Origin of the sequence: Neobacillus sp. YX16 (assembly GCF_030123505.1) — a bacterium.
In the GTDB taxonomy this organism is placed as follows: Bacteria; Bacillota; Bacilli; order Bacillales; family Cytobacillaceae; genus Neobacillus.
Map to the genome: position 1 here is coordinate 2,689,095 of NZ_CP126115.1, position 24,602 is coordinate 2,713,696.

Below are 24,602 nucleotides of genomic sequence, written 5' to 3' on the forward strand. Positions count from 1 at the left end.
GACCTAACAGGGTTGAGGAGGAGCCTAATGAAAACGAGGAGAAACCATTATGAAAGTATTAGTAATCTGGCGTCTGCTGACAGTTGGCGGGGTGAATGCCGGCTGGCGCAATCGCTCGATTTATTTTAAGAAACATGGAATTGATACAGAGTTTTTATACACCACGGATCATGGCGGGCTTCACATTATGGAAGATGCCGCTCCCGTTTATTTAACAAAGGATGAACAGGAGATTACCAAGATTATTAAAAACAATCAGTATGACGCCATTATTGTTGTTGACACGGGTGCTGCTTTTAAATGGATTCGTAAAGCAAAATATAAAGGTCCAGTGTTAGTAGAGGCACGCACCCCAGAACTGATTAAGCTTAATCCACATATAAAATCATTCAGAGGGATAGATCCGAAAGTGATCATTGTTCCATCACAGTATCAAAAACGATTAGTCTCCATATTAACTGACGAAATTCCGATTCATATCATCTACAATGGCATCGATACGTCATTTTACCAAGCATTGACTGCCGAAGAGATAAATTATGAGAGTGAACCGCACCTTCCAAATGGAAAAAAAATAATTGGATGGATTGGGAGATTGGACAAACGTAAAAACTGGCAAATGTTATTAGAAGTAGCAAAACTCATGAAAAGTCATCGGGATGATATTGAATTTTGGGTGATTGGTGGTGCTCAAAGTGTACAGCGGGAGGAATTCGCAGCGAAATGGCAGGAGGAGCAGCTCACTGATATAGTCAAATGGTTCCCAGTGATTCCCTATCAGCAAATGCCACATGTTTATGCGAAAATTCGCCAATCAGGCGGCTGTACGCTGGCAACTACTAAGACCGAATCTTTTGGTAATACATTTATTGAATCAATGGTTTGTGGTGTACCAGTAGTTGCCTCAAAAATGATGCCGGTCACGGAATTGGTTGTACACGGGGAGCATGGGCTGCTTTTTCGTGGTCAAAATGTAGAGGATGCTGTTAATCAGCTTTCTGGCATTTTGGACAACCCAAGCCTCCATCAACAAATGTCAAAGGCTGCGATTGAGCGCGTCCATGAAAAGTTCGCAATAGAGGTTGTGGCAGAACAATATGTTCATTTATTGAAAAAAATAGGTGGAATCGACTCCAAGAACGTAAATGGGGTGCATAGGGATGATTAAACCAATTGCATACAAGAAAACACTAGAAGGAAAATCGAATGCACACTTGATAACATTTAATGATGGACGAGACTATGTCGTGAAATATTTCCAGCCTGGATTTGAGAAAACGTTGGCAAATGAATGGGTCTCCTATTGCCTAGCAAGGTACCTTGGACTACCAATACCCTTTGCACAATTAGTAGAAATCCCTAAAGAGTTTTCCTCACAATACCCTGAACTCTCTCAAATGACTCAAACACAATACCAATTTGCAAGTCTTTACGTGCCAGACTGTTTTGATGGACATAAAGTGACAGAGGTTCCTACTATTTCAAATAATGAAAAACTAGCAGGTGTTATTTTATTTGATTACTGGATGTGCAATCGTGATCGAACAAGGAAAAATATCATTCTATGTGATGACAAACCGAACTCCTATCGCTTGTGGATTATCGATCATGCGGAAGTGTTTGCTTCCTATAATTGGACACTGCAAGATATTGAATCACTGCCGATTACCATTTTAAAAAGTGCAACCCATCAAATGATGGCCTGTTTTATCAAGAATGAGGAGGAGTTTAAAGAGGAGCTAGATATCATTCAAACGCTGCCCATTCATTTAATAGAAGAAATTGTCGCACTCATTCCAGAAGATTGGCAGGTTACGAGTGAAGAAAGAAAAGCGATTGTTAGTACACTGCACACACGTCGTAAAAGAATACTCAAAAAGTTAATGGAAAGGTTTATCAAAAGAGTTTATCTGCCAATACATGAAATAGATGAATGACTCCCTTGGCTATATTTGTGAAGGGAGTTTTATTTTATAGAAAATGAACTTTTAAATAAATGAATTTAATAGGTTACTAACGTGACCGGAAGTTGTCCACCTGCATATATAAGATTAAGGAGAAAAGGAAAGGAGACAACATATGAAAATCCGTAAGGCCATTATTCCAGCAGCTGGCCTCGGAACTAGATTTTTGCCAGCTACGAAAGCACAACCAAAAGAAATGCTGCCGATTGTTGATAAGCCAACCATTCAATACATTGTTGAAGAAGCTGTTGCTTCTGGAATTGAGGAAATTATCATCATAATCGGCAGAGGAAAAAGGTCTATTGAGGATCACTTCGATAAATCGTATGAACTCGAAGACACACTTTTTAGAAAGAACAAACTTGAAATGTTAGCGGAAGTTCAAAAAATATCAAACTTAGTAAATATCGTTTATGTCCGCCAGAAAGAGCCGAAAGGGCTTGGACATGCTATTCTTTGTGCGAAAAGTGTGATTGGGGACGAACCATTTGCGGTTTTACTTGGTGATGATATCGTTATGTCGGAAATTCCCTGCTTAAAGCAAGTCATTGATGTATTCGAATATTATAATAGTTCGGTTGTTGCCGTTCAAACTGTATCAGAAAATGATGTCAGTAAATATGGAATTATTAAGCCAAAGGGGACGATGATTGAATCGGATTTATTTCATATTGACTCTCTTATTGAGAAACCAAGCATTGAAGAGGCTCCTTCGAGATTTGCGATTATGGGACGCTACGTATTAAGTCCAAAGATATTTGAAATCTTAGAGCGAATTCCAATGGGTCGAGGGGATGAATTACAGCTGACTGATGCAATAAATGAACTGAATAAACACCAGGCCGTCTTTGCCTATAACTTTCAGGGAAGCCGCTATGATATCGGAGATAAACTTGGTTTTATTAAGGCCACCATTGATTTCGCATTAAGCCGGGAGGATATCCGAGAATCTGTGTTAGCCTATTTGCAAGAAGTAACAGAGAACGAAACCGGTCAAAATAATAGGAAAGAGATTGATAATTGATATGAAGATTGCTGTTTTAGGTACAGGCTATGTAGGGCTGTCAACAGGTGTTTGTTTATCACAAATCGGTCACCATGTCACATGCATCGATATTAATGAACAAAAGATTAATCAATTACGTAAAGGGATTTCCCCCATTTATGAACCTGGTCTTGAAGATTTACTAACTTCTAATATGGTCGCAGGCAGATTACATTTTACAACCACTATTAATGAGGCGTTAGCTGACGCAGAAATCATTGTTGTTGCGGTTGGAACGCCTCAAGGTGATAATGGTGCAGCAGACCTTTCCTTTCTAGTACAAGCTGCAGAAGATATTTCCTCCCATATAACTCCTGAGAACATCATTGTTATTAAGAGTACAGTGCCAGTTGGAACGAATGATTTTGTCAAAAAAATGATGGAAGACCGGTGTGGTTTTAAGGTGAAAATGGTGTCGAATCCTGAATTTCTCCGCCAGGGTTCTGCCATTGAGGATACTATGAAAGCTGATCGAATCATTATTGGTTCGGAAAGTGCAGAGGCTGCAGGGAAAATTCAAGAGATGTATCGACCATTAAATGTGCCAATGCTTTTAACAAGTACAAGAAGTGCTGAAATGATAAAATATGCTTCGAATGCTTTCCTAGCAACGAAGATCAGTTATATTAATGAAATTGCCAATTTATGCGAAGCAGTCGGTGCAGATGTACAAGATGTTGCTAGAGGAATGGGCAAGGATAAGAGGATCGGTGAAGCGTTCTTGAACGCTGGGATCGGCTATGGAGGCTCCTGTTTTCCAAAGGATGTAAAAGCATTGCTGCATACCGCAGGGTTAAATGGAGTTGAATTTCCGTTATTAAAAGAGACCATTGCCATTAATGAATATCAGCGAGAATTGTTGGTAACAAAGGCATTAAAGCGATTTGGAGGATTAAAAGGCAAAAAAATTGCGATGCTAGGTCTAGCCTTTAAACCAGAAACAGATGATATGAGAGAAGGACCGTCTATTCCGATTGCGGTGGAATTAACAAAATTAGGAGCAGAAGTCGTTGCGTATGACCCCGTTGCTACTGAAAATGCAAGAAAAATTATCGGAGATACCATTAAATATGCTGGTTCCATTCATGAAGCCCTTGCAGAAGCGAACGCCGTATTTATTGTCACCGAGTGGAACGAGGTTAAACGTATAGATGTAGCTGAGATGATATGGAATATGAAAGAACCCATCATCTTCGACGGCAGGAACTGTCTTTCTGAAGAAAGAATCCGGGCATGTAGAGCCGTAGAATACTATCCAGTAGGAAAACCACCCATCATTATATAATAACCAGGCATGATCCTTGCAGAGATATTTGACTGCAAAAATCATGCCTTAGCTTTTTTCATTAGAAGCAAACTTTGATACAATAATCAAAGTAGCAACTGAAAATACATAATGAATCTCATTGAAGAATGTTGAGTGTCCACTGGAGACGGACATTTGTACATTAGTGGTGCCTGTCACCATAGGAAGGTGTGAAAAGATGGCAATTGAACATGAGCAGTTGGAGCGAAGTGGTTTGACTCGTTATGTTCCTCCTAAGGGGGATTTTGAGGGGTTTCGTGATGATGAGCATTACCGTGAGAAGTTGAAGGAGTGGGGGCTTTCGTCTGCTAAGGAGGCGAAGCGGGAGTTTTTGTTTAAGGAGAGGAATTACCAGCGTGTGGTGACGATTAAGGGGTACGAAACGTACGGAAAGTCAGATGAGTTTAACACGCTTGTAATAGAGTTTCAGGACGGTAATTTGAGCTGTATCAACCCAGCTTTTCTGAAGGAAATGCAGGCTTCCAGTTTTGGCAGAGAGAGCATGCTTCAGGTTGAGGAGAAGGATTTCAGTACACCAGAACTCGGTTCAGAGGGTTCAGAGTCTCAAGCAGAGGCAAAAACATCTGAATTAAAACCAGTACCAAAATCTGAGCCTAAAAAACGAAAGGCAACAAAACCGAAAAAAGAGCAAGAACCAAAAATTGAGCTTCCAGCAGATAAAGTACACTTTACCGCAAGCGTTAAGCAGTTTGCACTTACGTACAATCCATTTAATGAAGAAAATGATGAAGTCGTCGTTCTTGAAAATGTCCAAATCATACAAGAACCGCCACTTGAACTTGGACTTGCTTGGTGCAGCCACAGTAAAACTCTTAAGAAGTTTGAATTGGCACCAGGAGATCAACTTGAATTTGACGGAAAAGTGGCAAAGAAGAAATTGGCAAAGGGTAAGGATGTAGAAGAAGAGTTCGTTGTTGATGCAGCGGTTCTATATAAAGTAAACAATCCATCTAAAATTGTTAAAAGCTAATAGTAGTGATTCTCCTCAACAGCAGTGTTGAGGAGTTTTACTTTTTTTGAGACTATACAATCTTCATCACCTTACCGAAAGGTGCTTTCGGAACAAATTCTGTCGGAACTAGCCAGTAAACCTCATAGGGTACTTGCATGTCTTCCGGTAAAAATCCTGTTAAATCGGTGATATAGAAAACGGTATCGATTTTCTCCTCTTCCGCCCATTCCAAAGCCAAGGTATAAGAAGCCTTACCATGAGTGTGATACTTAATTTCAGTGTTTTGTGTAATTGGCTCTGTAGTCCGAATTTTAAAATCAGCTTGGACGAGTGTGGTTCCAGGAGTTAGCTCTTTGAAAAATGTAACAATATTTGTGATGAGATCAATTTTTGTTTCATTTGTAGAGGTATCTACGATTAAAGCCAGTTTTTTACCTTGACGGTCCTGTATGATTTTTAGTAAATTTTTGTGCCATTTCATCCCTAGTTTTTCCCCTCTCTATCAATAGTCACAAAAATTATTATGCTCATAATGAACCTATGAATTCGATTAAAATTATTTCGTTTTATGTATAAGAAATAAAAACAGAAAATAGTTGTAGATTATCACATAGGATGTATACTTTTATTATATTAGTAGCACTATTTTTAGATGGGAGCGAATTTAATGGAAGGGAAATGGTTGATTGCAGATCGTGATCTAAATGAACGAGAGGGATTAAAATGGCTGTTAAAATCATCCTCCATACCTGTGTCCACGATACTATTAGCCTCCAATTATCAAGACTTTATCGTTACATTTGAGAAAGAGTCACCGGATATCATTTTATTAGAACTGGATATGGTTAGCAGCGATAATTGGTCTAGCTTTAGAGATTTAATACAAATCTATCAACCTATTTTGCTGTTAACAAGTGCGGAGGCTACCTTTGAAAAAGCTCGCTTAGCGATTGACCTTCAAGCCCTAGAGCTAATGATTAAACCGTTTTCTGCCACCAAGGTGAAGTCTGCTTATCAAAAAGCAACAAAAGGACTGGATAAGAAACTGGATTCGAAAGCTATTCCTCCTTTACAATTCTATAAGGAATTATCCTATGAGGCACTGTTTATTTCAGAGCGTGCAGTTTCAGAGGACTATAAAATGGCTGCGTTTAAAATTGAAAATACAAAGAACCTTGATGTCCTGTATTCATTTTTAACCGATTATCCTTTTAAAGAAATTCATGGGATATTCCCTTTAAACGATATGGTTGTTCTTTTATTTATAGAAACTTGCCAGAATAGTAAAGAACAGTGCCAAAAGGCAATGAGAAAATGGGAAGAGGAATTCTCTGACACGCTTGCTATTGTGGTACGTAACAATAAATTACCACAAGAATGCCTTAAAGAAAAATTTATAGAAACGCAGAAAATGCTGGAATTTACCTATTATCATGGCTATCGGCAAATTGTGGAGTTTAAGTATACTCCTGAATGGATACATATCGATCCTTTTTTGGCACCCCCTGAACAAAGGGTATGGGTGGACATGCTAGCAAATCATGATATAGAAGGTATAAAAAAATGGCTTTATGATGAATTTCTCCAATTGGAAGATCCTTATCCAGATCCAGGATTGGTAAGAATTAGGCTAACGAGCATCTTAGCGCAAATAAGACGCTTTATGAAAACCTATGATTTAGACGAACAGCAAAATTATGAAAAAGAGTACCGCTATATCTTTCATTCCATTTTGTATGATAGTGTGCTCTATCGGTCAGTACAAAATTTAATCTTATTTGTTCAAAAATTATTTTTAGCAGCAGGCTCTAATCCCCAGTTGTTCAAACAAGACCTCGTAGAGCGAGGAATTGCATTTATTGAGTCCCATTTTGCTAACAAGGATCTAAAGCTAGAGGATGTGGCAAAGTATGTCGACAGAAATCCATCATATTTTAGCCATTTGCTCATTTCAAAAACAGGTAAAGGCTTTACGGACATCCTTTCAGGTATAAGACTAAAGGAAGCGAAAAGGTACTTGCTTGAATCCAATAAGCCAGTAAAGGAAGTAGCACTGTTGGTGGGTTTTCATAATCCCAATTACTTTAGCAGAATCTTTAAAGAGGTATTCGGAGTAACGCCGAGAGAATATAGGATGAATAAAAAGTGATAAGACCTAGAACATACTGGGTCTTATTTTTTTTTATGGCTGTGTTAAAGGTAAATGTGGATATAAGAAAGTTGATTTGTGCGGAAGGCGCGAGACTCCTCGAAAATGCTATCATATTTTCTTCGTGCGTGGGCAGATTCGAGGAAGTAAATCAATGTCCTGCAGGAGGACGGGACAGTGTAGACCACGCAGGCGCTTTAGCGGCGAGGTGGCTTCCCGAACCGCCTCGTGACAGGCATAGACGGCCTGTCACTGCGGTGATTATTCAAAGAAGCTATCCTTAGTGGAGCACAAATCAACAGCCCGATTCAACATAGCTTTTCTAATAAAAGTATACTTTTCTAAAAATAATATAGTTATAGGCTAAAAATAAACGAGTTATATAGAGAAATAGTGCTAATTTTCTAATGATTGATTTGTATTTTTCAGAAGATTATATTTTTATAATAAAGGAGAGATAAAAGACATAGAGGAGTGAATAGTATGGAAGCTAGTACATCTAAATCAAGAGTAATTAAGAATTATAAAGGGACAGAATTACATGCTAAGGGCTGGATTCAAGAGGCTGCACTAAGAATGTTAATGAACAATCTTGACCAAGAAGTAGCAGAGAGACCAGAGGATTTAGTGGTGTATGGTGGAATTGGGAAGGCGGCACGTAATTGGGAATCCTACGATGCAATTGTAAAATCACTCCTAGAATTAGAAAATGATGAAACATTATTAATTCAATCAGGTAAACCTGTTGCAGTTTTCAAATCACATAAGGACGCACCTCGTGTGTTGCTGGCAAACTCCAATTTAGTTCCTGCCTGGGCAAACTGGGAGCATTTCCATGAGTTAGATAAAAAAGGGTTAATGATGTACGGACAAATGACAGCGGGCAGCTGGATTTATATTGGAACGCAAGGTATTGTCCAAGGAACCTACGAAACGTTCGCGGAGCTGGCACGACAAGAATTCAGCGGATCACTAAAGCATACCATTACTTTAACTGCCGGTCTTGGAGGCATGGGTGGCGCACAGCCGTTAGCTGTAACCATGAATGATGGAGTTTGTCTGGCGATTGATGTTGATGAAACTAGAGTCGATCGAAGAATTGAAACCGCTTACCTCGACGTAAAAACGAGCGATTTAGAAGAGGCTATTAATCTTGCATTGGAGGCAAGAAAGGCTGGCAAGGCGTTATCAATCGGTTTGATTGGAAACGCTGCTGAGCTCTTGCCGATTATGATTGAAAAAGGGTTTATCCCGGATGTGTTAACTGACCAAACTTCTGCTCATGATCCGTTAAATGGTTATGTTCCAGTTGGTTACAGCTTAGCAGAAGCAAGGGATCTTAGAAAAAATGACTCTGTAAAATATATAAAACTTTCGAAGCAAAGCATGGCCATCCATGTAAAGGCTATGCTGAAGATGCAGGAAAAAGGTGCTATAACCTTTGACTATGGTAATAACATTCGTCAGGTGGCGAAGGACGAGGGAGTAGAAAATGCGTTTGATTTTCCAGGCTTCGTGCCAGCGTATATCCGTCCATTATTCTGCGAAGGAAAAGGACCCTTCCGCTGGGCGGCATTGTCAGGGGATTCTGAGGATATTCGTAAAATTGATGAAGTGCTACTTTGTGAATTTAAGGATGATGAGCATCTTTGTAAATGGGTAAGAATGGCACAGGAAAAAATTAGCTTCCAAGGGCTTCCGGCTCGTATTTGCTGGCTTGGATATGGAGATCGTGCGCGCTTAGGGAAAATCATTAATGACCTGGTTGCCTCTGGTGAAGTATCGGCACCGATTGTTATTGGCCGTGATCACTTAGATGCAGGCTCTGTTGCATCCCCTAACCGGGAAACAGAAGGAATGAAGGATGGAAGTGACGCCGTTTCTGACTGGCCAATTCTCAATGCCATGATTAATGCAGTCGGAGGTGCCAGCTGGGTTTCCCTTCACCATGGCGGCGGAGTAGGTATGGGATATTCTCAGCATTCCGGAATGGTCATTGTGGCAGATGGTACAAAGGATGCAGAAGTTCGTTTGCAACGGGTATTAACAACAGATCCTGGTATGGGCGTTGTTCGTCATGCTGATGCAGGATATGAGCTAGCGATTAAGACAGCAAAGGAAAAAGGCATCAAAATGCCAATGCTGAATCAAGACTAAGAGGTGATAGGGTTGGCTAAACCAATTTTTATTAGAAATGCTTCTCAGCTCGTGACATTACAGGGAAGTTCACAGGCTCCCCTTGTAAAGGAAGCGATGTCTGAGCTTGGTGTGATTGAAAATGGCAGTGTATGGATTGAGAACGGAGTCATCTGTGCTGTAGATAAAGATGAAGTACTCTTTGAAAAATATCAAGACCGTCTAAGTGAAGCTGAGATTGTGGATGCAAGTGGAAAGCTTGTAACACCAGGTCTTGTAGACCCTCATACCCATCTTGTTTTTGCTGGAAGCAGGGAAAATGAGTTTAATATGAGGCTGCAAGGAGCCACCTACATGGAAATCATGAATAGCGGCGGCGGGATTCATGCCACGACTAGAAGAACAAAGTCAGCCTCTCATGAAGAGCTTTTTGAAGAAAGCTTTGAACGCTTAAATCAATTCCTGCGTCACGGCGTGACAACAGTTGAAGCGAAAAGCGGCTATGGGATGGAGTGGGAAACGGAGCTTAAACAGCTTGAAGTCGCGAAATTGCTCAATGAAAAGCACGTCATCGATGTTGTTTCTACCTTTATGGGCGCACACGCCGTTCCAAAAGAGTATAAAGAGAATCCAGATCAATTTGTGGAGCTGCTCATAAATGAAATGATTCCAAAGGTGGCGGCGCTGGGATTGGCAGAATTCAATGATGTTTTTTGTGAGCATGGTGTATTTACCCCTGAACAATCAAAGCGGATTCTAGAGGCAGGGAAGCGTCACGGATTAATGGCTAAGATTCATGCGGATGAAATCGAGCCATATGAGGGAGCTGAATTAGCTGCCGAGGTGGGGGCGATATCTGCAGACCATTTATTAAGAGCGTCTGAGAATGGAATGAAGGCGATGGCTGAAAAAGGTGTGGTCGGCGTGCTGCTCCCGGGAACCGCTTACTTTTTAATGGCGGATTCAGCAAATGGTAGAAAAATGATTGATTTAGGTGTGCCGGTTGCATTATCGACCGACTGTAACCCTGGCTCATCCCCAACAGTGTCTTTACCGTTTATTATGAATCTTGGCTGTTTGAAAATGGGGATGACGCCTGCAGAGGTGATTACTGCCGCGACGATCAATGCTGCACATGCAATTAATCGCGGCCTAGAAATTGGCAGTTTAGAGGTTGGTAAAAAAGCCGACATCACGATATTTAGTGTTGATAATTATATGAAACTTCAATACTCATATGGGGTTAATCATACGCATACAGTCGTGAAGTCTGGAAAGGTAGTTGTTAGGGGAGGTCAATTAGTTGAAGAACTTTCTCTATCCAAAAATGAATCCTTCTAGTTTTATGTGGGTAAGGCCTGAAAATGGGGCAGGGTTGAAGGTTCATGAATGGATTCAGCCAATTACTGCTTTGACTGACCCTGAAAAGTGCAAGGACGCCGAGGTTGTCATCCTCGGTGTTCCTTTGTCCCGTTCATCGATTAGTGCTTCAGGTGCTTCAGAATTTCCCGAAGCCTTCAGACGCTCATGGCGGGGCTTTGCTACTTATAATCTAGATGATGATGTCGATTTGTCTGAAATGACTGCACTTGATGCAGGAGACGTTCCTATGCATGTTACGGATATTGCTAAGTGTCATGAGAATATTGTTGAAGCATCAGCAGCTATTTATACGCATTTCTTTAATTCGAAGGTTTGTGCCATTGGTGGAGACCACTCCATCACAGCGATGATGGTGAAGGGAATGAATCAGGCAAAGCCTTCAGAAAAAATTGGGATATTGCAATTCGACACCCATTTTGATTTACGGGATTTGTCAGATAATGGACCTTCTAACGGAACACCCATGCGAAATTTAATTGAGAGCGGTGTGGTAGTAGGGAACAATATGTACAACATTGGTCTCCATGGATTTTTTAATACCAAGGATTTAAAACAGTATGCAGATGAAAAAGGAGTCAACTATTTTACACTCCGTAAAGCTAGAAAAAAGGGAATAGAAGAAACCGTTCTGCAATGCTTAGAAGAGTTATCTTCAAAGGTTGATACCATTTATTTAACAGTAGATATGGACGTGTTAGATATTGCCTATGCTCCAGGGGTACCGGCATCAACGCCGGGGGGCATGACAACAGAAGAACTGCTAGAAGGGGTACTAGCAGCAGGTCGTCATCCAAAAGTAAAAGCAATGGACATCGTCTGTCTAGATCCGCAAAAAGACACACAAGTCCAGCCAACAGTGAAACTCGGAACTCACGTATTCCTAACTTTCCTTACGGGAGTCATGCTTCGACAAAGTGCTAGCAACTAGATAGCAGTTGATATCGAATTGATAGCTACGGTGACAGGCACCACAAAAAGACATTTCATCCAAATTGTCCACCTCGGGTGGACAATTTGGATGAAATTAGGATGGTAAATTATACTAGGGGGATGGGTATGGGTGCACCGAATCTTAAGATAAAAGTAGAACCAGATGCTAAACAAATTTATTCTACTAAAAATATTCTGAAATTTTTGATTTATAGTTTAATTGGAAGTTTTATGTTTTTTATTCCTATTACCTTAAATAATGTTTCGTCAATTCCTATTGATCATATGGTAACGTGGATTAAACAAAGTTTCCCTTCTTTCGTCTCTGTTTATGCTTTCATTGTAATTTTATTAGGGGCTGTTTATCCGTTTATTTCAAAAACATGGAATAAGGACAAGGTTACGATAGTATTTTCTATCTTAAAAGTACTAGGATTCTTTGTTGCCATTCTATTATTTTTTAAGGTAGGACCTGCATGGTTGATGGCTCCAAATATGGGCCCATTCCTTTTTGAAAAGTTAGTTGTATCTGTAGGTCTAGTTGTTCCAATAGGTTCTTTATTTTTGGGGCTCCTTATTGGATACGGCTTACTAGAATTTATTGGGATATTAATGCAGCCAATCATGAGGCCGATATGGAAAACCCCTGGACGTTCAGCTGTGGATTTGGTAGCTGATTTAGTAGGTGGTTACTCTCTTGGTTTATTAATGACTAATCGCCTTTATAAAGAAGGAAAATACACGGCAAAAGAAGCTGCCATTATCGCAACGGGGTTTTCAACCGTTTCTGCGACATTTATGATTGTCGTAGCCAAAACTCTCGGTATTATGCATCTATGGGGTTTGTATTTTTGGGTCTCATTAGTGATCACGTATGTAGTTACCGCACTTACCGCAAGAATTTGGCCATTAAATAAAATGAGCGAAGTGTATATTTCGGATAAAGCAGACCCAGAGGTAGTGATTAAGGAAAAGTTTTTGCAGCATGCATGGAAACATGCAATGGAAGGGGCAAATAATTCTTTAAGTCTTGGGAAGAATTTATGGGAAAACCTGCGAGAAGGATTTATTATGACCATGAGTATTCTCCCTTCCATTTTATCTGTCGGACTAATTGGTTTGGTTTTGGCTGAATATACACCTGTATTTGATATTGTAGGCTATATTTTTTATCCATTTACTTGGGCTTTACAAATTCCAGAACCTTTCCTTGCAGCAAAAGCTTCTGCAGTTGGAATTGCTGAGATGTTCCTGCCTGCGCTACTCGTAGTCGATGCTCCTTTAATAACAAAGTTTATCATCGCAACGGTTGCCATTTCATCCATTCTATTCTTTTCGGCATCTATTCCTAGTATCCTTTCAACTGAAATACCGATAAGTATTCCACAGTTAATCATAATTTGGTTTGAACGGACAGTATTAACATTAATTTTAGTCACGCCAATTGCTTTCTTGTTTCTTTAATTGAAAGCTGTGTTAAAGGTGAATGTTGATTTTTTATGAAATGATTTTTGCGAAATTCGCGACACTCCAGCGGGAACATGAGCCAGGTGATACCCCTTAGTGAGGAACAATCGAGTAGTCTGTCGTGCGAGCCAGTGGAAGGGGATTGGATTTAGCAAGTATAAACAAAATAGATTAACAGAGCCAAAAGAAAAAATTGTTCCTTTTATAAGAGAACAGTTTTTTTCTTTTGGAAGTTGACGGCTGATGAACATCCTTTTAATTGGCTATGAATTCTGACTGATAAATGAAGGTATAATAACAAAAGCAGGTCTATTATATTCCATAAAGTGATTCTGCGAACCTCCTTTATCCTGAAATGTACTTATTAAAATGACCATTGAGGTGAACAGATAATGCCAATGCTTAATGTGAACGGTGTCAGCCTGTATTATAATGTAAAAGGAAATGGAACTTCTATAGTTTTTATCCATCCTCCTTTACTTACGAGTGAGAATTTTAGATACCAAATAGATGAACTATCTCATGATTTTAAAGTGATTTCTTTTGATATAAGAGGGCATGGAAGAAGCCAGTATTCAATCAAACCGATTACGTATACATTAATTATCGAAGATATTAAACATTTATTAGATCATTTAGAGATAGAAAAAGCTTACTTATGCGGCTATTCGACTGGAGCTTCTATTGCCTTGGAATTCATGCTGACCTATTCCAACAGATCCTTTGGGAGTATTTTAGTTAGTGGAATGTCGGAAGTTAGCGATTTTTATTTGAGGAAAAGGATTTCTTTAGCGGTTAAACTTGCAAATCCTAGGACATTTTCTTTTCTAGCGCAGGCGATTACATGGGGCAATTCCGATACAAAAGAGACGTTTAGAAAATTGTACAATGAAGCAGTTAAAGGTAATGCCAGAAATATTAATCAATATTACCAATATAGTTTAAAATATAATTGTACAAATCAATTAGAAAATATCGATCTTCCCATATTAATGGTCTATGGGAAGAAAGACAAATCATTTCATCGGTATGCGAATCTCTTAAAAGATAAATTGCTAGACAGTGATTTAAAGTTCATTGATAAGGAAAAACATCAAATACCTACAAAAGCAGCGGGAGAATTAAACCATTTGATTATCGATTTTGTTAAATCACATAACGAGAAAAATATGTAGGGAAACTATAGTTATTTTAAAGAAAAGAAACGATTGTAGGTATGGATAACTCGGGTAATAAAGAGATCCCAAAAGTTTGATGAAAAGTTTACCCATAAAGCAACTATACTTCCTAACATCGCGCTGCCAATAATATCAGAGGGATAATGCTGTCCCATCCAAATACGAGATAAACCTGCCAGGAAAGCTAATACTGACAGGATACAACCTAATGTGCGCTTGTAAAAAAGTACTGAAATTGCTATTGCAAATGCTAAGGTCGTGTGTTTACTTGGAAATGAAGAATCCTTTTTTGAAGGGACCGGAGCTAATAGATTAACCCTTTTCTTTGAAAATGGTCGAGCCTTAAAATAAACCAATTTAATTACACTAGTGAGCAGTAATGTAATAACTGCAGAAATTCCTGCAAAGGTAGTAAGTCTTTTATGTATGTTATTTCGAAACCACATGATTAACAAAATTAACGCAAAAAGATAGCGGAGTTTTTTAGAAATAATTATCATAAATGTATCAAGAAAACGATATCGGCCTGTGAATTGATTTATTAATCTAAATACTTTGTCGTCCATGAATATGCCTCCATATAACGTGCTGACAATATTTTTTCCTTAAAATAATTAATTATGTAAGCGGTTTCTTTGTAATAAGTATTAATTTGAAAATTCGGGAAATTTTTTATATTTCTTGGGAAAGCGCAAGAACAGACATTACCTGAGTTCTGATGTCAAATGTTGTTGTCGTAATAAGATGGGAAATATCGATATTCTGCAAGCTGCCAGACGGAATAGAGTATTTTTTCGAATAAAGTGAGGAATAAGCGTGAAAATTGTCGTACTTTCAGATACTCATTTACCAAAAAGAAAAAAAGGCTTGCCAGCTAGATTATTAGAGGAATTGCAGGATTCAGATATGATTTTGCATGCAGGAGACTGGCAAACCATTGATGTTTATAAAGATCTTCAGTCTTATGCAAGAGTTGAAGGTGTATACGGTAATGTGGATGACCACGAAATAATTGGATTGGTACCTTTTAAAAAAATGGTAGAAGTATGTGGCTTTAAAATCGGGATTACCCATGGACATGGTAAGGGGAAAACAACGAAAAAACGTGCAATTGAAGCATTTGAAGGTGAAAATGTAGATTGTATTATCTTTGGGCATTCTCATATCCCTGTGAACCGATATGAAGGGGACATATTAATTTTCAACCCAGGATCACCAACTGACAAAAGGAGACAGAAGCAGTATTCTTTCGGTGTGTTCTTCGTAAGTGATAAAATAGTAGCAGAACTTATATATTTTGATGAAGTGTAACAACGGTTGGAAGGAGAGGATAAACTATGTCTGAAGGAGTCATCGTCTATACTACAAATGACTGTATTGAGTGTACTATGGTCAAAAAAGTCCTAACCGAGGAAGGCATACCTTTTGAGGTGAGGGATATTTCAACGAACACAGCTTATCAAACAGAAGTTGAGAGGTACGGCTTTTTGGGCGTTCCGGTAACGGTGTTAGGAAATAAAGCAGTAAAAGGTTTTACAAATGAACTGAAGGAAATAATGGAAATAGCAAAAAAGAGCTAATTTTGGTTAGCTCTTTTGTTCTTGTTAATAGCCCGCTAGCTTTTTCGCATAAAGCATATTGGTTTTTAAGATTTCATAGTATAGGTTCGGATAACCGGCGACTAGTGCTATTTCATGTGAGGGATTGAAGTAATCAATTTCAGAAATCCAGATATCGCCTAATTCTCCGATTATTATATCTACAGCTGCATTAGCAAAATGTACCCCCATGCTCTCAATTTCTTTGACGGTGTCAATAGCAATGTGGGTTAATTCCTGATAGGTCAGGGAGGCATACAAATCACTTTGCTGCAAGAAATCTGATACCATCTCTTTTTGAAATTTAACCAAAGGCATTAATTTACCTTCATTCTCTCCAGATTGGTCTCCTCGGGTAAACAACCCCATAGCCATCCACTGACCTGATTGATCTTTAACAGTAATGATTCGTATCGAGATTGTTCGATAGCCTGTTACATCAATCGATTCCTGAATCAAATATTCTCCATCTTTAAAATATTGTTTAAAAATGGAAAAGGCTTGATCCCGATTATTAAATTTGAAAGTCTTCGTTTCCAAGGTTCTCAAATTAGATATAACGAGAGAATTCGAGTTTTTCAAATAAACTCTTATTGCCGAGCGATTTGCGTTGTTAAGTGGTTTAACTGTTAAATTAGGGAATTTCTTTAAAAAGTAGTACAGATCTTGAGGAGAACCATAAAGAATGGTATCGGGCAGGTAACATTTAACACCAATTGAACTTGCTAATTTCTTGTGAATATTAAATCTAGTGAGAAAGAAATCATTAAAAACGACATCGCCAAGGACAGATTTGAAATGTTGAATCCATGCAGAGCTTACAGAAGATGTCATCACAAAAATAGAGGCAGGATATGGGTAGGTACCTTCTTCCCATTGTTTTGTCCGAGGATTATATAGATATCCTTTCACTGTATGATTGATTTTATCAACATGGTCAAGAGAAAAGACAAGAATTGCCCCTTTAATCTCATGATAAAGGAAGACATAATCTCGTAGTTGTTCAAGATATTTCTTGATTGAGCTTTGATAATAACCAGCAAGTAAACCTATAAAGGGTCCTATTTGTATTTCATTGCCATTTTGTTTGATTTCAAGGCTGCAATGCTGAGGTATGTTCAGCATGTCCAAAATATCTTCAGACAGGCTTGCCCCATTCAAGGGCAGTTTATCAGAAATATCTACAATTGATTGATAGGTTTTTCCTCCGAATCTGATCTTTCTAGCTGTAATTTGAGTAATTCCCATTGATTCTGCTAATTTGGGATGAAGAGTCAATATCCCACTGTTAGTGGTGTTTTTTGATATCAGAATAACATTATCCATTTTTATTCCTCCCAACCATAAATACTGGATACGTTATTATATGTACCAATAATCAGTTTGTCTTTAAAATGGGAGCGATTCTAACAATTTGGACAAGTGTACCATTGTTATACCGGTATAAGGAGGGGTGCGATTATTTCTCTTTTTCATCACTCTTTTTATCTTCTTCTTGTTCTTTAGGTGCACCATATATTTGATTGATTTCGTTAGCCAATTCATCTAGAAATTCATCTGTCAATAGCGGCTTTTTTCTTTTTGACATATATTTCACCAATCCTTAATTTTTTTTGAAAATTTTAATTTACATTTGATAAACACAGGAGTATGATAATCACAGTTTCATATTTCTAAATCGCTGAGACCAATTGGTGCGGGGGAACCATTCATATGGATAGTATATCCAAGGGGTGAATCCTTTAAAAGGTAGGGCTACTCAATGGCCCGAATCCGACAGCTAACCTCGTAAGCGTTAATGAGAAGGAAGGTGGAGCTTGTTGACAGAGAATATATGTCTACAGGTCTATTTACTTTGACTTGTAGGCATTTTTTTTGTGCGTTTTTTGGCAAGTTAGAAAGGTAATAAAAAGTTATTTACAATTTATAGTTACTCGGGAGTGGAAAAAGTGGTTTCTTCAGTCAAAAGATTTTTAATTGGCAGACCTTTAAAGTCAACAGAATTAGGGGAGCAAAAGCTCAATAAAACAAAAGCGTTGGCAATTCTTTCCTCTGATGCTTTATCATCGGTTGCGTATGGACCGGAACAAATCCTGATTGTGTTGGTTACTATAAGTGCGGCTGCCTTTTGGTATTCCATTCCAATCGCAATCGGGGTTTTAATCTTATTATTGGCGTTAATTTTATCCTATCGACAAATTATTTTTGCCTACCCTCATGGCGGAGGAGCATATGTAGTATCAAAGGAAAATTTGGGTGTGAATTATGGGCTGATATCGGGAGGTTCACTACTTGTTGACTATATTTTAACGGTAGCAGTTAGTGTTTCAGCTGGAACGGATGCCATAACATCAGCCTTACCAGCATTACACGACCATAATGTGGGCATAGCGATTGTTTTTGTGTTATTTATTACAACATTAAACTTAAGAGGTGTAACAGAGTCTGCTTCTATTTTAGCATATCCTGTATATTTATTCGTCCTCGCTTTATTCATTTTGATTGGTGTAGGTATATATAATATCGTAACCGGTCAGGTTCCAGCGGAATTGCATACGCCTGTTGGTACACCTATTGCTGGGATTTCTTTATTTCTTCTTTTAAGGGCTTTCGCTTCAGGAAGTTCAGCACTTACAGGAGTTGAGGCGATTTCGAATGCAATTCCGAACTTTAAAGATCCAGCCCCAAATAACGCTGCAAAAACATTAGCAGCAATGGGAGGATTACTTGCTGTATTATTTTCGGGAATTGTATTTTTAGCTTATTATTATGGAATTAGGCCAAATGAAACGGTTACAGTAGTCTCACAAATTGCAGAGCAAACATTTGGGCGGAATTTTATGTATTTCTTTATTCAAGGGACTACGGCTTTGATTTTAATTCTTGCCGCCAACACAGGGTATACAGCTTTTCCTTTGCTGGCAGTAAATTTAGCAAACGATAAATTTATCCCAAGAATGTTTAAGATAAGAGGAGACCGGTTAGGATATTCAAATGGGATTATTGTCCTAGGCTTAGCTTCCATCCTCTTAATTATATTTTTTAAAGGTCAAACAGAGCACTTAATTCCACTATATGCGGTTGGAGTATTCATTCCTTTTACGTTGTCTCAGACGGGAATGATGTTAAAATGGCTTCGTGAAAAGCCAGAGGGCTGGAAGGCTAAGCTATTTATTAATACCTTAGGTGCAGTGATTTGCTTTATTGTAACCATCATGTTCTTTTTAACTAAGTTCGCCCAGGTTTGGCCAGTATTGGTATTTTTACCAGTCATTGTTGTCGTCTTTTACCGAATTAGAAAGCATTACGAGGCCATGGGTGAACAACTTAGAATAAATACCAACGAACCTGCGATTCCAATCGAAGGGAACGTAATAATTGTTCCTGTTGCAGGAATAACACAAGTGGTAGAAAACTCACTAAATTATGCAAAATCCCTTGGCGCGGATCAAGTACTTGCAGTCTATGTTTCCTTTGAACGTGACGATGAAAAGAAATTCGAAGAAAAATGGAATACATGGCAGCCGGAGATAAGACTTGTAACCCTTCACTCCCATTACAGGAGCATCATTCAGCCGTTGACTAAATTTGTTGATACCGTTCAGCATAAGGCCAGTGAAGCGAACTACAGGGTAACAGTCATCATTCCACAATTCATCCCTAAAAAAGGCTGGCATAATATCCTGCACAATCAATCAAGCCTATTAATAAAAGCTTACCTTTTATATAAAAGAAACGTAATTATCACAACCGTTCCCTATCATCTTAAAAAATAAATAAAAGAGCAGCTTCCATTTGGGAGCTGCTCAATTTTGGTTGTTTTCAGAAATACAGAAGATACATCCTGGTACTTCAAAGGTGCGCCCATTAGCAGTTAAACGGATAGAGCAGATGGCATTACCAATAATGGTTTCATGGAGGAAATGTATGTTGGATAGAATGGCGTTGTCATTAAAGTTTACTCCAGAGGCTTCCCCTTTGGAAGTCAGAATCATTCCGATACCTCCGCCCGATACTGGTTCACATGTTGGTAAACTTGATAACATGGATTTAAAAACAAAGCTATTGTTTTGATCTTGATGGTCACCATAAAGAATGGAGATAAAACTGTTTTTGACTGAACAATTAATATCACATATTCGTGCAGATACCGTAATCATGCCGCTGGAGGGAAAACGATTAATTAAGGTTTCAACTGGTACGGCAGTTGCGGATAATGTTGCACGACAATCACAACTTTCCATAAAACACCTCACATTAATATTTAATAATTATATATATGAAAAAGCTTGTCTTTTGGATTGGACAAGGGGAAAATAAAAGAAATTTGATAAGTTGAGATAAAGTACCTTAATATGAGAAAATAGGGGCTAGAGGTGATGAATAAATGAGCAATTTGAAGGTTAAATTTGACTTACATACACATCATGACCGGTGCGGGCATGCCAGGGGAGGCATTCGTGAATATATTGAAGCCGGTATAGAAAGTGGATTGAATATCATCGGGATATCAGATCATACACCATATTTCTCAAGCGAAGAAGATCATCCTTTTCCACATATAACAATGGCAACCAGTCAATTTCCCGAATATGTAGAAGAAGTCTTAAAGTTAAAACAAGAGTACTCTGGTAAAATTGATGTCCTTTTAGGAATTGAGGCAGATTTCTTTCCTGAGCAGGTAGAAAACTATCGACCGTATTTTGACCGTTATCCATTTGATTATATAATTGGATCTGTACATCAAGTGGATGGAGTTAGCATTTTTAATAAGAATCGCTGGGAGGGCCTGAGCTCCAAAGAACAAATACGAACGAAAGAAAACTATTATTCTTTAATTGAACAATCTGCTCGCAGTGGTATGTTTCAGATTCTGGGTCATATTGATGCAATGAAGGGCTACTATCCAGACTTTTCAAACATTCAAACTGCGGCAGTTGAGCATACCTTAAAGGTCATTGCAGAATGTGATATCGCTATCGAAATCAACACCTCTGGAAAAACGAAATACGTTGGAGGGTGGTATCCAGCTGACGACATTTTAGAGATGGCACTCCATCACGGAGTAAAAGTCACCTTCGGTTCAGACGCCCACGACCCACACCGAGTCGGGGACGAAGTCGAACAAGTTCGTACCCGACTCAAAGAAATAGGCTTCAAAGAATGGGTCTACTTTAAAGCAAAAAAGAGATATGCAGTCAATATATGAATAGGTGTATAAATGGTGACAGGCACCAAAAAAAAATGTAATGGCGAAGACTCCATTACATTTTTTCTTGTTTGCGTTTTTGTTTTCGGATTTTGGGTATTGTTCTAATCAGGTAAATCCCACCGATGAGTGCTAGTAGATTCAATGAATCTCCAAGGTTAATGGTTAAGCTGAAATTGTTGTTGACCCGTACGGTATTCTTATTTTGGTTGGTACTCGGAAGAGACTTTGATTCCTGGTTTTCTTTTGACAAGTGAACCACCTCCATATGAATAGTATATCTAGTATTTCATACAGAAAATGCCAATTTACTAGAAAAAAATTACTAGTTCTTTACTAACAATACTTTCGTATATTTCCTAGTTCTTGAAAACATAAGTAGAAATACAAAGGCACTGCCTATCCTCATAATGGAATTTAACTCCATTGATGCTTGTATGCCTAGACCTTCTAATAGCAAAATACCAATCTGAGGAGCTATAAAGGCAATAAATGATAGGAGTACATTATAAGTTGTGATACAATACGTTCTCGTTTCGGCAGGGGATTGCTCTAACAAAAGGTTGAACAATAAGAGCACAACCCCGGAAATAAAAAATCCTGATATTGCTTGGACACAAGTTAAATAGAAAAGGTTGGTAGACAGAATCGTTAAAAAGGGAACAAGTGCCATCCCAAGTGCAGCCCATACCAGCATGAGGGTATTGGATTTTTCCTCCGCCCATTTCTTCCACAATGGGAAAGTGAAGATTTGAACCAATTGACATGCCACCGAAAAGATACTAATCCAAAGGATGGTCGCTTCTGCGATTCTAACATGATAAATATTGAATATTCCCCATGACATCTGCCAGGTGAAATTAAAGCAAAGTGCTGCAATTAAGAACCATCTGTAACCATGGTCTTTAAAAATAGACCAATCCATCGACGATTTTTTAGTACTAGTTACGGGTTGAACTGTTTCTTTATGTTTCATTAAGCAAAACACTTCGAGTAAGCCAAAAAGTAAGGCTGCGAAAAATAACCACTGGTACGCGGTTGCATTACTGGTTTGGTTTTTCATGATAATCCCGATAATAAGTGTGGAAATCATTCCGGCAATCGTTAATAGCCGGTTACGATCACTAAAAAAAGTACCCCTTCGTTCGTCTTTAATCATACCGCTAATTAATGTTTGCCAGCCTATGTTAGATATTGTGGCGGGTACATTCATAAGTGCGATAATGATTAAGAATGCCCATGCTTGATAAGGTGAGGAGATATAAACAACTCCGATGAGCAGCAAAAAAAATAGGCGAGCCCATAAAACTGCCATGCCTACTGTTTTTTTCTGGGTCTCCAAACGATTTAACAGAATGGCAGCAGGAATTGTCATCAAGAGTGCAATTAACGGGGGTAGTGAACTTATCAATCCAACCTGGTAATTGGTCGCTCCAAGAATGGATATAGCAAAGATGGGATAAAAGTTTCCTGCTAGGTTGATAGCAATGGTAGAAACCATGCCGTGATAAATACTAATCTTTTCATTATGTGTGCGCACAAATCTTCACCAGTTTTCTCTATTAAATAATAACGATAATATTATACTACGGTATCCGAAATTTCTATATAAAACTTATGAATATTTATTGAAAAACATCAGTTTGGATCTTTTGAAATTCTTTATGAAAATATAGCCAAAATCGAGTATAATAAAACCTTGGCTTTTATATTTTTGTTTTTAGGAGTAATTTATATGAATCAGACTTTTACGTTGAAGGAAAAAACAAAACAAATTTTTGTTATGTTAATACCTATCTTAATCACACAGCTTGGAATGTTTTCAATGGTCTTCTTTAACACCATTATGTCGGGTAAATACAATTCCTCTGATCTAGCCGCTGTTGCGATTGGATCGTCAATCTGGAGCCCGGTATTTATGGGGATTAGTGGAATACTGCTAGCAGTTTCGCCGATTGCAGCTCAGCGATTTGGGGAAAAGAAAAGCAGGGAAGTTGCTTCAGTTGTAAGACATGGTCTTTATCTGTCCTTTATGATCGCTATTATGGTGATTGTACTTGGAATTTTCTTTTTAAATCCAATATTGGATAAAATGAATCTACCTAGTGATGTACAAAAAACAGCTTTTGACTATCTTGTAGGGCTAAGCATTGGAATTCTTCCTCTATTTATTTTTAACGTGCTTAGGTCCTTTATCTATTCATTAGGAAAAACACGAGTAGTCATGTACATCCTTCTCCTGTCTTTACCCATCAATTTCTTTCTGAACTATGTGTTAATTTTTGGACATTGGGGATTTCCGGAACTTGGCGGCGCAGGTGCTGGTTTCGCTACCTCGATCACCTATTGGGTGATAACGGGAATGACGGTGTTCATTGTAAAAAAGCAGGATCCTTTCTCGAGTTTTTTCGTTTTCGAGAATCTGAAAGAATTCTCATGGGCGGAGTGTGAGGAAATATTAAAAATTGGTGTCCCTATGGGTCTTTCAACGTTTTTTGAAACGAGTATGTTTGCTGTAGTAACGATTCTTTTAAGTAAATTTAATGTTACGACAATAGCGGCCTATCAATCCGCACTTAATATAGTTTCATTTCTCTATATGATTCCGATTAGCATTTCGATGGCCCAAACGGTTCTAGTGGGATATGAAGTGGGGTCAGGAAGATACAAGGATGCCAAAAGCTACAGCTGGCTAGGAATCTATTTGGCTATTATCATTGCCCTTATTACCGGAGTTTTCGTTGTACTTTTCCGCTATCAAGTAGCAGGATTTTATTCAAATGAAGCAGAAGTTATCAATTTAACAGCACACTTTTTGATCTTTGCTTTGTTCTTCCAAATCAGCGATGCCATTCAAGTCACCGCACAGGCAGCTTTACGGGGTTATAAAGATGTGAATCTTGCTTTTATTATGACCTTAATCGCATACTGGTTAATTTGTCTCCCAATTGGATATGGATTGGCAAACTTTACAAATCTAGGAGCAACCGGCTATTGGCTGGGACTTACAGTAGGTCTATTGGCTGCCGGAATCGCCTTATCATGGAGACTCATCTACATTCAAAAACGAAAATTTATAGATACACATAAATTAAATGCCATATAATCAACATCGACTCATAAAAAGTACTCATCACCTTTAATGGTGATGAGTACTTTTTATGAACCAACTGTTCTTCTGTGGTGGACAGTGTCCACGGGCGGTGACAGGCACAGAAAAAAGTACAATTTCTACCATAAAAGTCTATTTTTCTACAATAATAT

23 protein-coding genes and 1 riboswitch are annotated in these 24,602 nt (G+C 38.5%); of the genes, 16 read left to right on the plus strand and 7 right to left on the minus strand.

Annotation, left to right across the window (positions count from 1 at the left end):
- Positions 1-49 precede the first annotated feature (49 nt).
- The 5 genes from QNH48_RS12825 (at position 50) to QNH48_RS12845 (ending at position 5,306) form a co-directional block, all read left to right on the plus strand.
- Positions 50-1,168 (plus strand): glycosyltransferase family 4 protein, encoded by a 1,119-nt coding sequence (locus QNH48_RS12825; RefSeq protein ID WP_283955252.1) that lies wholly within the window; start codon positions 50-52, stop codon positions 1,166-1,168.
- Entirely contained in the window at positions 1,161-1,937 is a 777-nt protein-coding gene (locus QNH48_RS12830; protein WP_283955253.1) for a HipA family kinase, read from the plus strand. The genes QNH48_RS12825 and QNH48_RS12830 overlap by 8 nt, the downstream gene beginning before the upstream one ends.
- Before the next feature lie 142 nt (positions 1,938-2,079).
- Positions 2,080-2,988: a UTP--glucose-1-phosphate uridylyltransferase GalU gene (galU, locus tag QNH48_RS12835; protein ID WP_283955254.1), complete on the plus strand. Its 909-nt coding sequence runs from the start codon at positions 2,080-2,082 to the stop codon at positions 2,986-2,988.
- A 1-nt stretch (position 2,989) separates the two neighbouring features.
- The gene (locus tag QNH48_RS12840; protein ID WP_283955255.1) at positions 2,990-4,294 is read left to right on the plus strand and encodes a UDP-glucose dehydrogenase family protein; all 1,305 of its coding nucleotides are present in this window, start codon (positions 2,990-2,992) and stop codon (positions 4,292-4,294) included.
- Between the two features lie 199 nt (positions 4,295-4,493).
- The gene (locus tag QNH48_RS12845) at positions 4,494-5,306 is read left to right on the plus strand and encodes a hypothetical protein (protein WP_283955256.1); all 813 of its coding nucleotides are present in this window, start codon (positions 4,494-4,496) and stop codon (positions 5,304-5,306) included.
- Positions 5,307-5,358: 52 nt separating this feature from the next.
- Here the strand turns inward: QNH48_RS12845 and QNH48_RS12850 are convergent, their stop codons facing one another.
- Complete coding sequence (locus tag QNH48_RS12850) at positions 5,359-5,769, minus strand: VWA-like domain-containing protein (protein WP_283955257.1); 411 nt, start codon at positions 5,767-5,769, stop codon at positions 5,359-5,361.
- Positions 5,770-5,955: 186 nt separating this feature from the next.
- Between QNH48_RS12850 and QNH48_RS12855 the strand changes: the two genes are divergently transcribed.
- The 6 genes from QNH48_RS12855 (at position 5,956) to QNH48_RS12880 (ending at position 14,528) form a co-directional block, all read left to right on the plus strand.
- A complete protein-coding gene (locus QNH48_RS12855) occupies positions 5,956-7,437 on the plus strand; it encodes a helix-turn-helix domain-containing protein (RefSeq protein WP_283955258.1) in 1,482 nt (493 codons plus the stop codon).
- Positions 7,438-7,920: 483 nt separating this feature from the next.
- Positions 7,921-9,594: a urocanate hydratase gene (gene hutU / locus QNH48_RS12860; protein ID WP_283955259.1), complete on the plus strand. Its 1,674-nt coding sequence runs from the start codon at positions 7,921-7,923 to the stop codon at positions 9,592-9,594.
- Between the two features lie 12 nt (positions 9,595-9,606).
- The gene (hutI, locus tag QNH48_RS12865) at positions 9,607-10,914 is read left to right on the plus strand and encodes an imidazolonepropionase (RefSeq protein ID WP_283955260.1); all 1,308 of its coding nucleotides are present in this window, start codon (positions 9,607-9,609) and stop codon (positions 10,912-10,914) included.
- A complete protein-coding gene (locus tag QNH48_RS12870) occupies positions 10,877-11,884 on the plus strand; it encodes an agmatinase family protein (protein WP_481858472.1) in 1,008 nt (335 codons plus the stop codon). The genes hutI and QNH48_RS12870 overlap by 38 nt, the downstream gene beginning before the upstream one ends.
- A gap of 128 nt (positions 11,885-12,012) precedes the next feature.
- Positions 12,013-13,350 (plus strand): YjiH family protein, encoded by a 1,338-nt coding sequence (locus QNH48_RS12875; protein ID WP_283955261.1) that lies wholly within the window; start codon positions 12,013-12,015, stop codon positions 13,348-13,350.
- Positions 13,351-13,745: 395 nt separating this feature from the next.
- Positions 13,746-14,528 (plus strand): alpha/beta fold hydrolase, encoded by a 783-nt coding sequence (locus QNH48_RS12880; RefSeq protein WP_283955262.1) that lies wholly within the window; start codon positions 13,746-13,748, stop codon positions 14,526-14,528.
- A gap of 11 nt (positions 14,529-14,539) precedes the next feature.
- Here QNH48_RS12880 and QNH48_RS12885 read toward each other — a convergent pair whose 3' ends face one another.
- Positions 14,540-15,097, minus strand: coding sequence for an undecaprenyl-diphosphatase (locus tag QNH48_RS12885; protein WP_283955263.1), 558 nt, complete (start codon positions 15,095-15,097; stop codon positions 14,540-14,542).
- 250 nt (positions 15,098-15,347) lie between these two features.
- On the opposite strand from QNH48_RS12885, the gene QNH48_RS12890 reads away from it, so the two are divergent.
- Together QNH48_RS12890 and QNH48_RS12895 are read left to right on the plus strand one after the other, a co-directional pair.
- Entirely contained in the window at positions 15,348-15,842 is a 495-nt protein-coding gene (locus QNH48_RS12890) for a metallophosphoesterase family protein (protein ID WP_283955264.1), read from the plus strand.
- A 26-nt stretch (positions 15,843-15,868) separates the two neighbouring features.
- Positions 15,869-16,111 carry a glutaredoxin family protein gene (locus QNH48_RS12895; RefSeq protein ID WP_283955265.1) on the plus strand — a complete coding sequence of 81 codons (243 nt, stop codon included), beginning with the start codon at positions 15,869-15,871 and terminating at the stop codon, positions 16,109-16,111.
- 24 nt (positions 16,112-16,135) lie between these two features.
- On the opposite strand, the gene QNH48_RS12900 is transcribed toward QNH48_RS12895, so the two are convergent.
- Complete coding sequence (locus tag QNH48_RS12900) at positions 16,136-17,455, minus strand: YheC/YheD family protein (RefSeq protein ID WP_283955266.1); 1,320 nt, start codon at positions 17,453-17,455, stop codon at positions 16,136-16,138.
- A 133-nt stretch (positions 17,456-17,588) separates the two neighbouring features.
- Positions 17,589-17,717 carry a bacitracin ABC transporter ATP-binding protein gene (locus tag QNH48_RS12905; protein WP_283955267.1) on the minus strand — a complete coding sequence of 43 codons (129 nt, stop codon included), beginning with the start codon at positions 17,715-17,717 and terminating at the stop codon, positions 17,589-17,591.
- Positions 17,718-17,798: 81 nt separating this feature from the next.
- Positions 17,799-17,939: riboswitch (cyclic di-AMP (ydaO/yuaA leader) on the plus strand.
- 139 nt (positions 17,940-18,078) lie between these two features.
- Here QNH48_RS12905 and QNH48_RS12910 point away from each other — a divergent pair.
- A complete protein-coding gene (locus tag QNH48_RS12910) occupies positions 18,079-19,905 on the plus strand; it encodes an APC family permease (RefSeq protein WP_283955268.1) in 1,827 nt (608 codons plus the stop codon).
- Between the two features lie 30 nt (positions 19,906-19,935).
- Here the strand turns inward: QNH48_RS12910 and QNH48_RS12915 are convergent, their stop codons facing one another.
- Positions 19,936-20,373 (minus strand): hypothetical protein, encoded by a 438-nt coding sequence (locus QNH48_RS12915; RefSeq protein ID WP_283955269.1) that lies wholly within the window; start codon positions 20,371-20,373, stop codon positions 19,936-19,938.
- 143 nt (positions 20,374-20,516) lie between these two features.
- On the opposite strand from QNH48_RS12915, the gene QNH48_RS12920 reads away from it, so the two are divergent.
- Positions 20,517-21,338 (plus strand): histidinol-phosphatase, encoded by an 822-nt coding sequence (locus QNH48_RS12920; protein ID WP_283955270.1) that lies wholly within the window; start codon positions 20,517-20,519, stop codon positions 21,336-21,338.
- Between the two features lie 55 nt (positions 21,339-21,393).
- Here the strand turns inward: QNH48_RS12920 and QNH48_RS12925 are convergent, their stop codons facing one another.
- Entirely contained in the window at positions 21,394-21,591 is a 198-nt protein-coding gene (locus tag QNH48_RS12925; protein WP_283955271.1) for a hypothetical protein, read from the minus strand.
- Between the two features lie 72 nt (positions 21,592-21,663).
- A complete protein-coding gene (locus QNH48_RS12930) occupies positions 21,664-22,878 on the minus strand; it encodes an MFS transporter (protein WP_283955272.1) in 1,215 nt (404 codons plus the stop codon).
- Positions 22,879-23,073: 195 nt separating this feature from the next.
- Between QNH48_RS12930 and QNH48_RS12935 the strand changes: the two genes are divergently transcribed.
- Positions 23,074-24,444 (plus strand): MATE family efflux transporter, encoded by a 1,371-nt coding sequence (locus QNH48_RS12935; RefSeq protein WP_283955273.1) that lies wholly within the window; start codon positions 23,074-23,076, stop codon positions 24,442-24,444.
- Positions 24,445-24,602 lie beyond the last annotated feature (158 nt).

Coding starts and splice junctions, on each gene's coding strand:
- QNH48_RS12935 (WP_283955273.1), top strand. CDS start 23,074: ATGAATCAGACTTTTACGTTGAAGGAAAAAACAAAACAAATTTTTGTT.
- QNH48_RS12895 (WP_283955265.1), top strand. CDS start 15,869: ATGTCTGAAGGAGTCATCGTCTATACTACAAATGACTGTATTGAGTGT.
- QNH48_RS12920 (WP_283955270.1), top strand. CDS start 20,517: ATGAGCAATTTGAAGGTTAAATTTGACTTACATACACATCATGACCGG.
- QNH48_RS12845 (WP_283955256.1), top strand. CDS start 4,494: ATGGCAATTGAACATGAGCAGTTGGAGCGAAGTGGTTTGACTCGTTAT.
- QNH48_RS12885 (WP_283955263.1), bottom strand. CDS start 15,097: ATGGACGACAAAGTATTTAGATTAATAAATCAATTCACAGGCCGATAT.
- QNH48_RS12850 (WP_283955257.1), bottom strand. CDS start 5,769: ATGAAATGGCACAAAAATTTACTAAAAATCATACAGGACCGTCAAGGT.
- QNH48_RS12855 (WP_283955258.1), top strand. CDS start 5,956: ATGGAAGGGAAATGGTTGATTGCAGATCGTGATCTAAATGAACGAGAG.
- QNH48_RS12825 (WP_283955252.1), top strand. CDS start 50: ATGAAAGTATTAGTAATCTGGCGTCTGCTGACAGTTGGCGGGGTGAAT.
- galU (WP_283955254.1), top strand. CDS start 2,080: ATGAAAATCCGTAAGGCCATTATTCCAGCAGCTGGCCTCGGAACTAGA.
- QNH48_RS12900 (WP_283955266.1), bottom strand. CDS start 17,455: ATGGATAATGTTATTCTGATATCAAAAAACACCACTAACAGTGGGATA.
- hutU (WP_283955259.1), top strand. CDS start 7,921: ATGGAAGCTAGTACATCTAAATCAAGAGTAATTAAGAATTATAAAGGG.
- QNH48_RS12875 (WP_283955261.1), top strand. CDS start 12,013: ATGGGTGCACCGAATCTTAAGATAAAAGTAGAACCAGATGCTAAACAA.
- QNH48_RS12840 (WP_283955255.1), top strand. CDS start 2,990: ATGAAGATTGCTGTTTTAGGTACAGGCTATGTAGGGCTGTCAACAGGT.
- QNH48_RS12915 (WP_283955269.1), bottom strand. CDS start 20,373: ATGGAAAGTTGTGATTGTCGTGCAACATTATCCGCAACTGCCGTACCA.
- QNH48_RS12905 (WP_283955267.1), bottom strand. CDS start 17,717: ATGTCAAAAAGAAAAAAGCCGCTATTGACAGATGAATTTCTAGATGAA.
- QNH48_RS12880 (WP_283955262.1), top strand. CDS start 13,746: ATGCCAATGCTTAATGTGAACGGTGTCAGCCTGTATTATAATGTAAAA.
- QNH48_RS12830 (WP_283955253.1), top strand. CDS start 1,161: ATGATTAAACCAATTGCATACAAGAAAACACTAGAAGGAAAATCGAAT.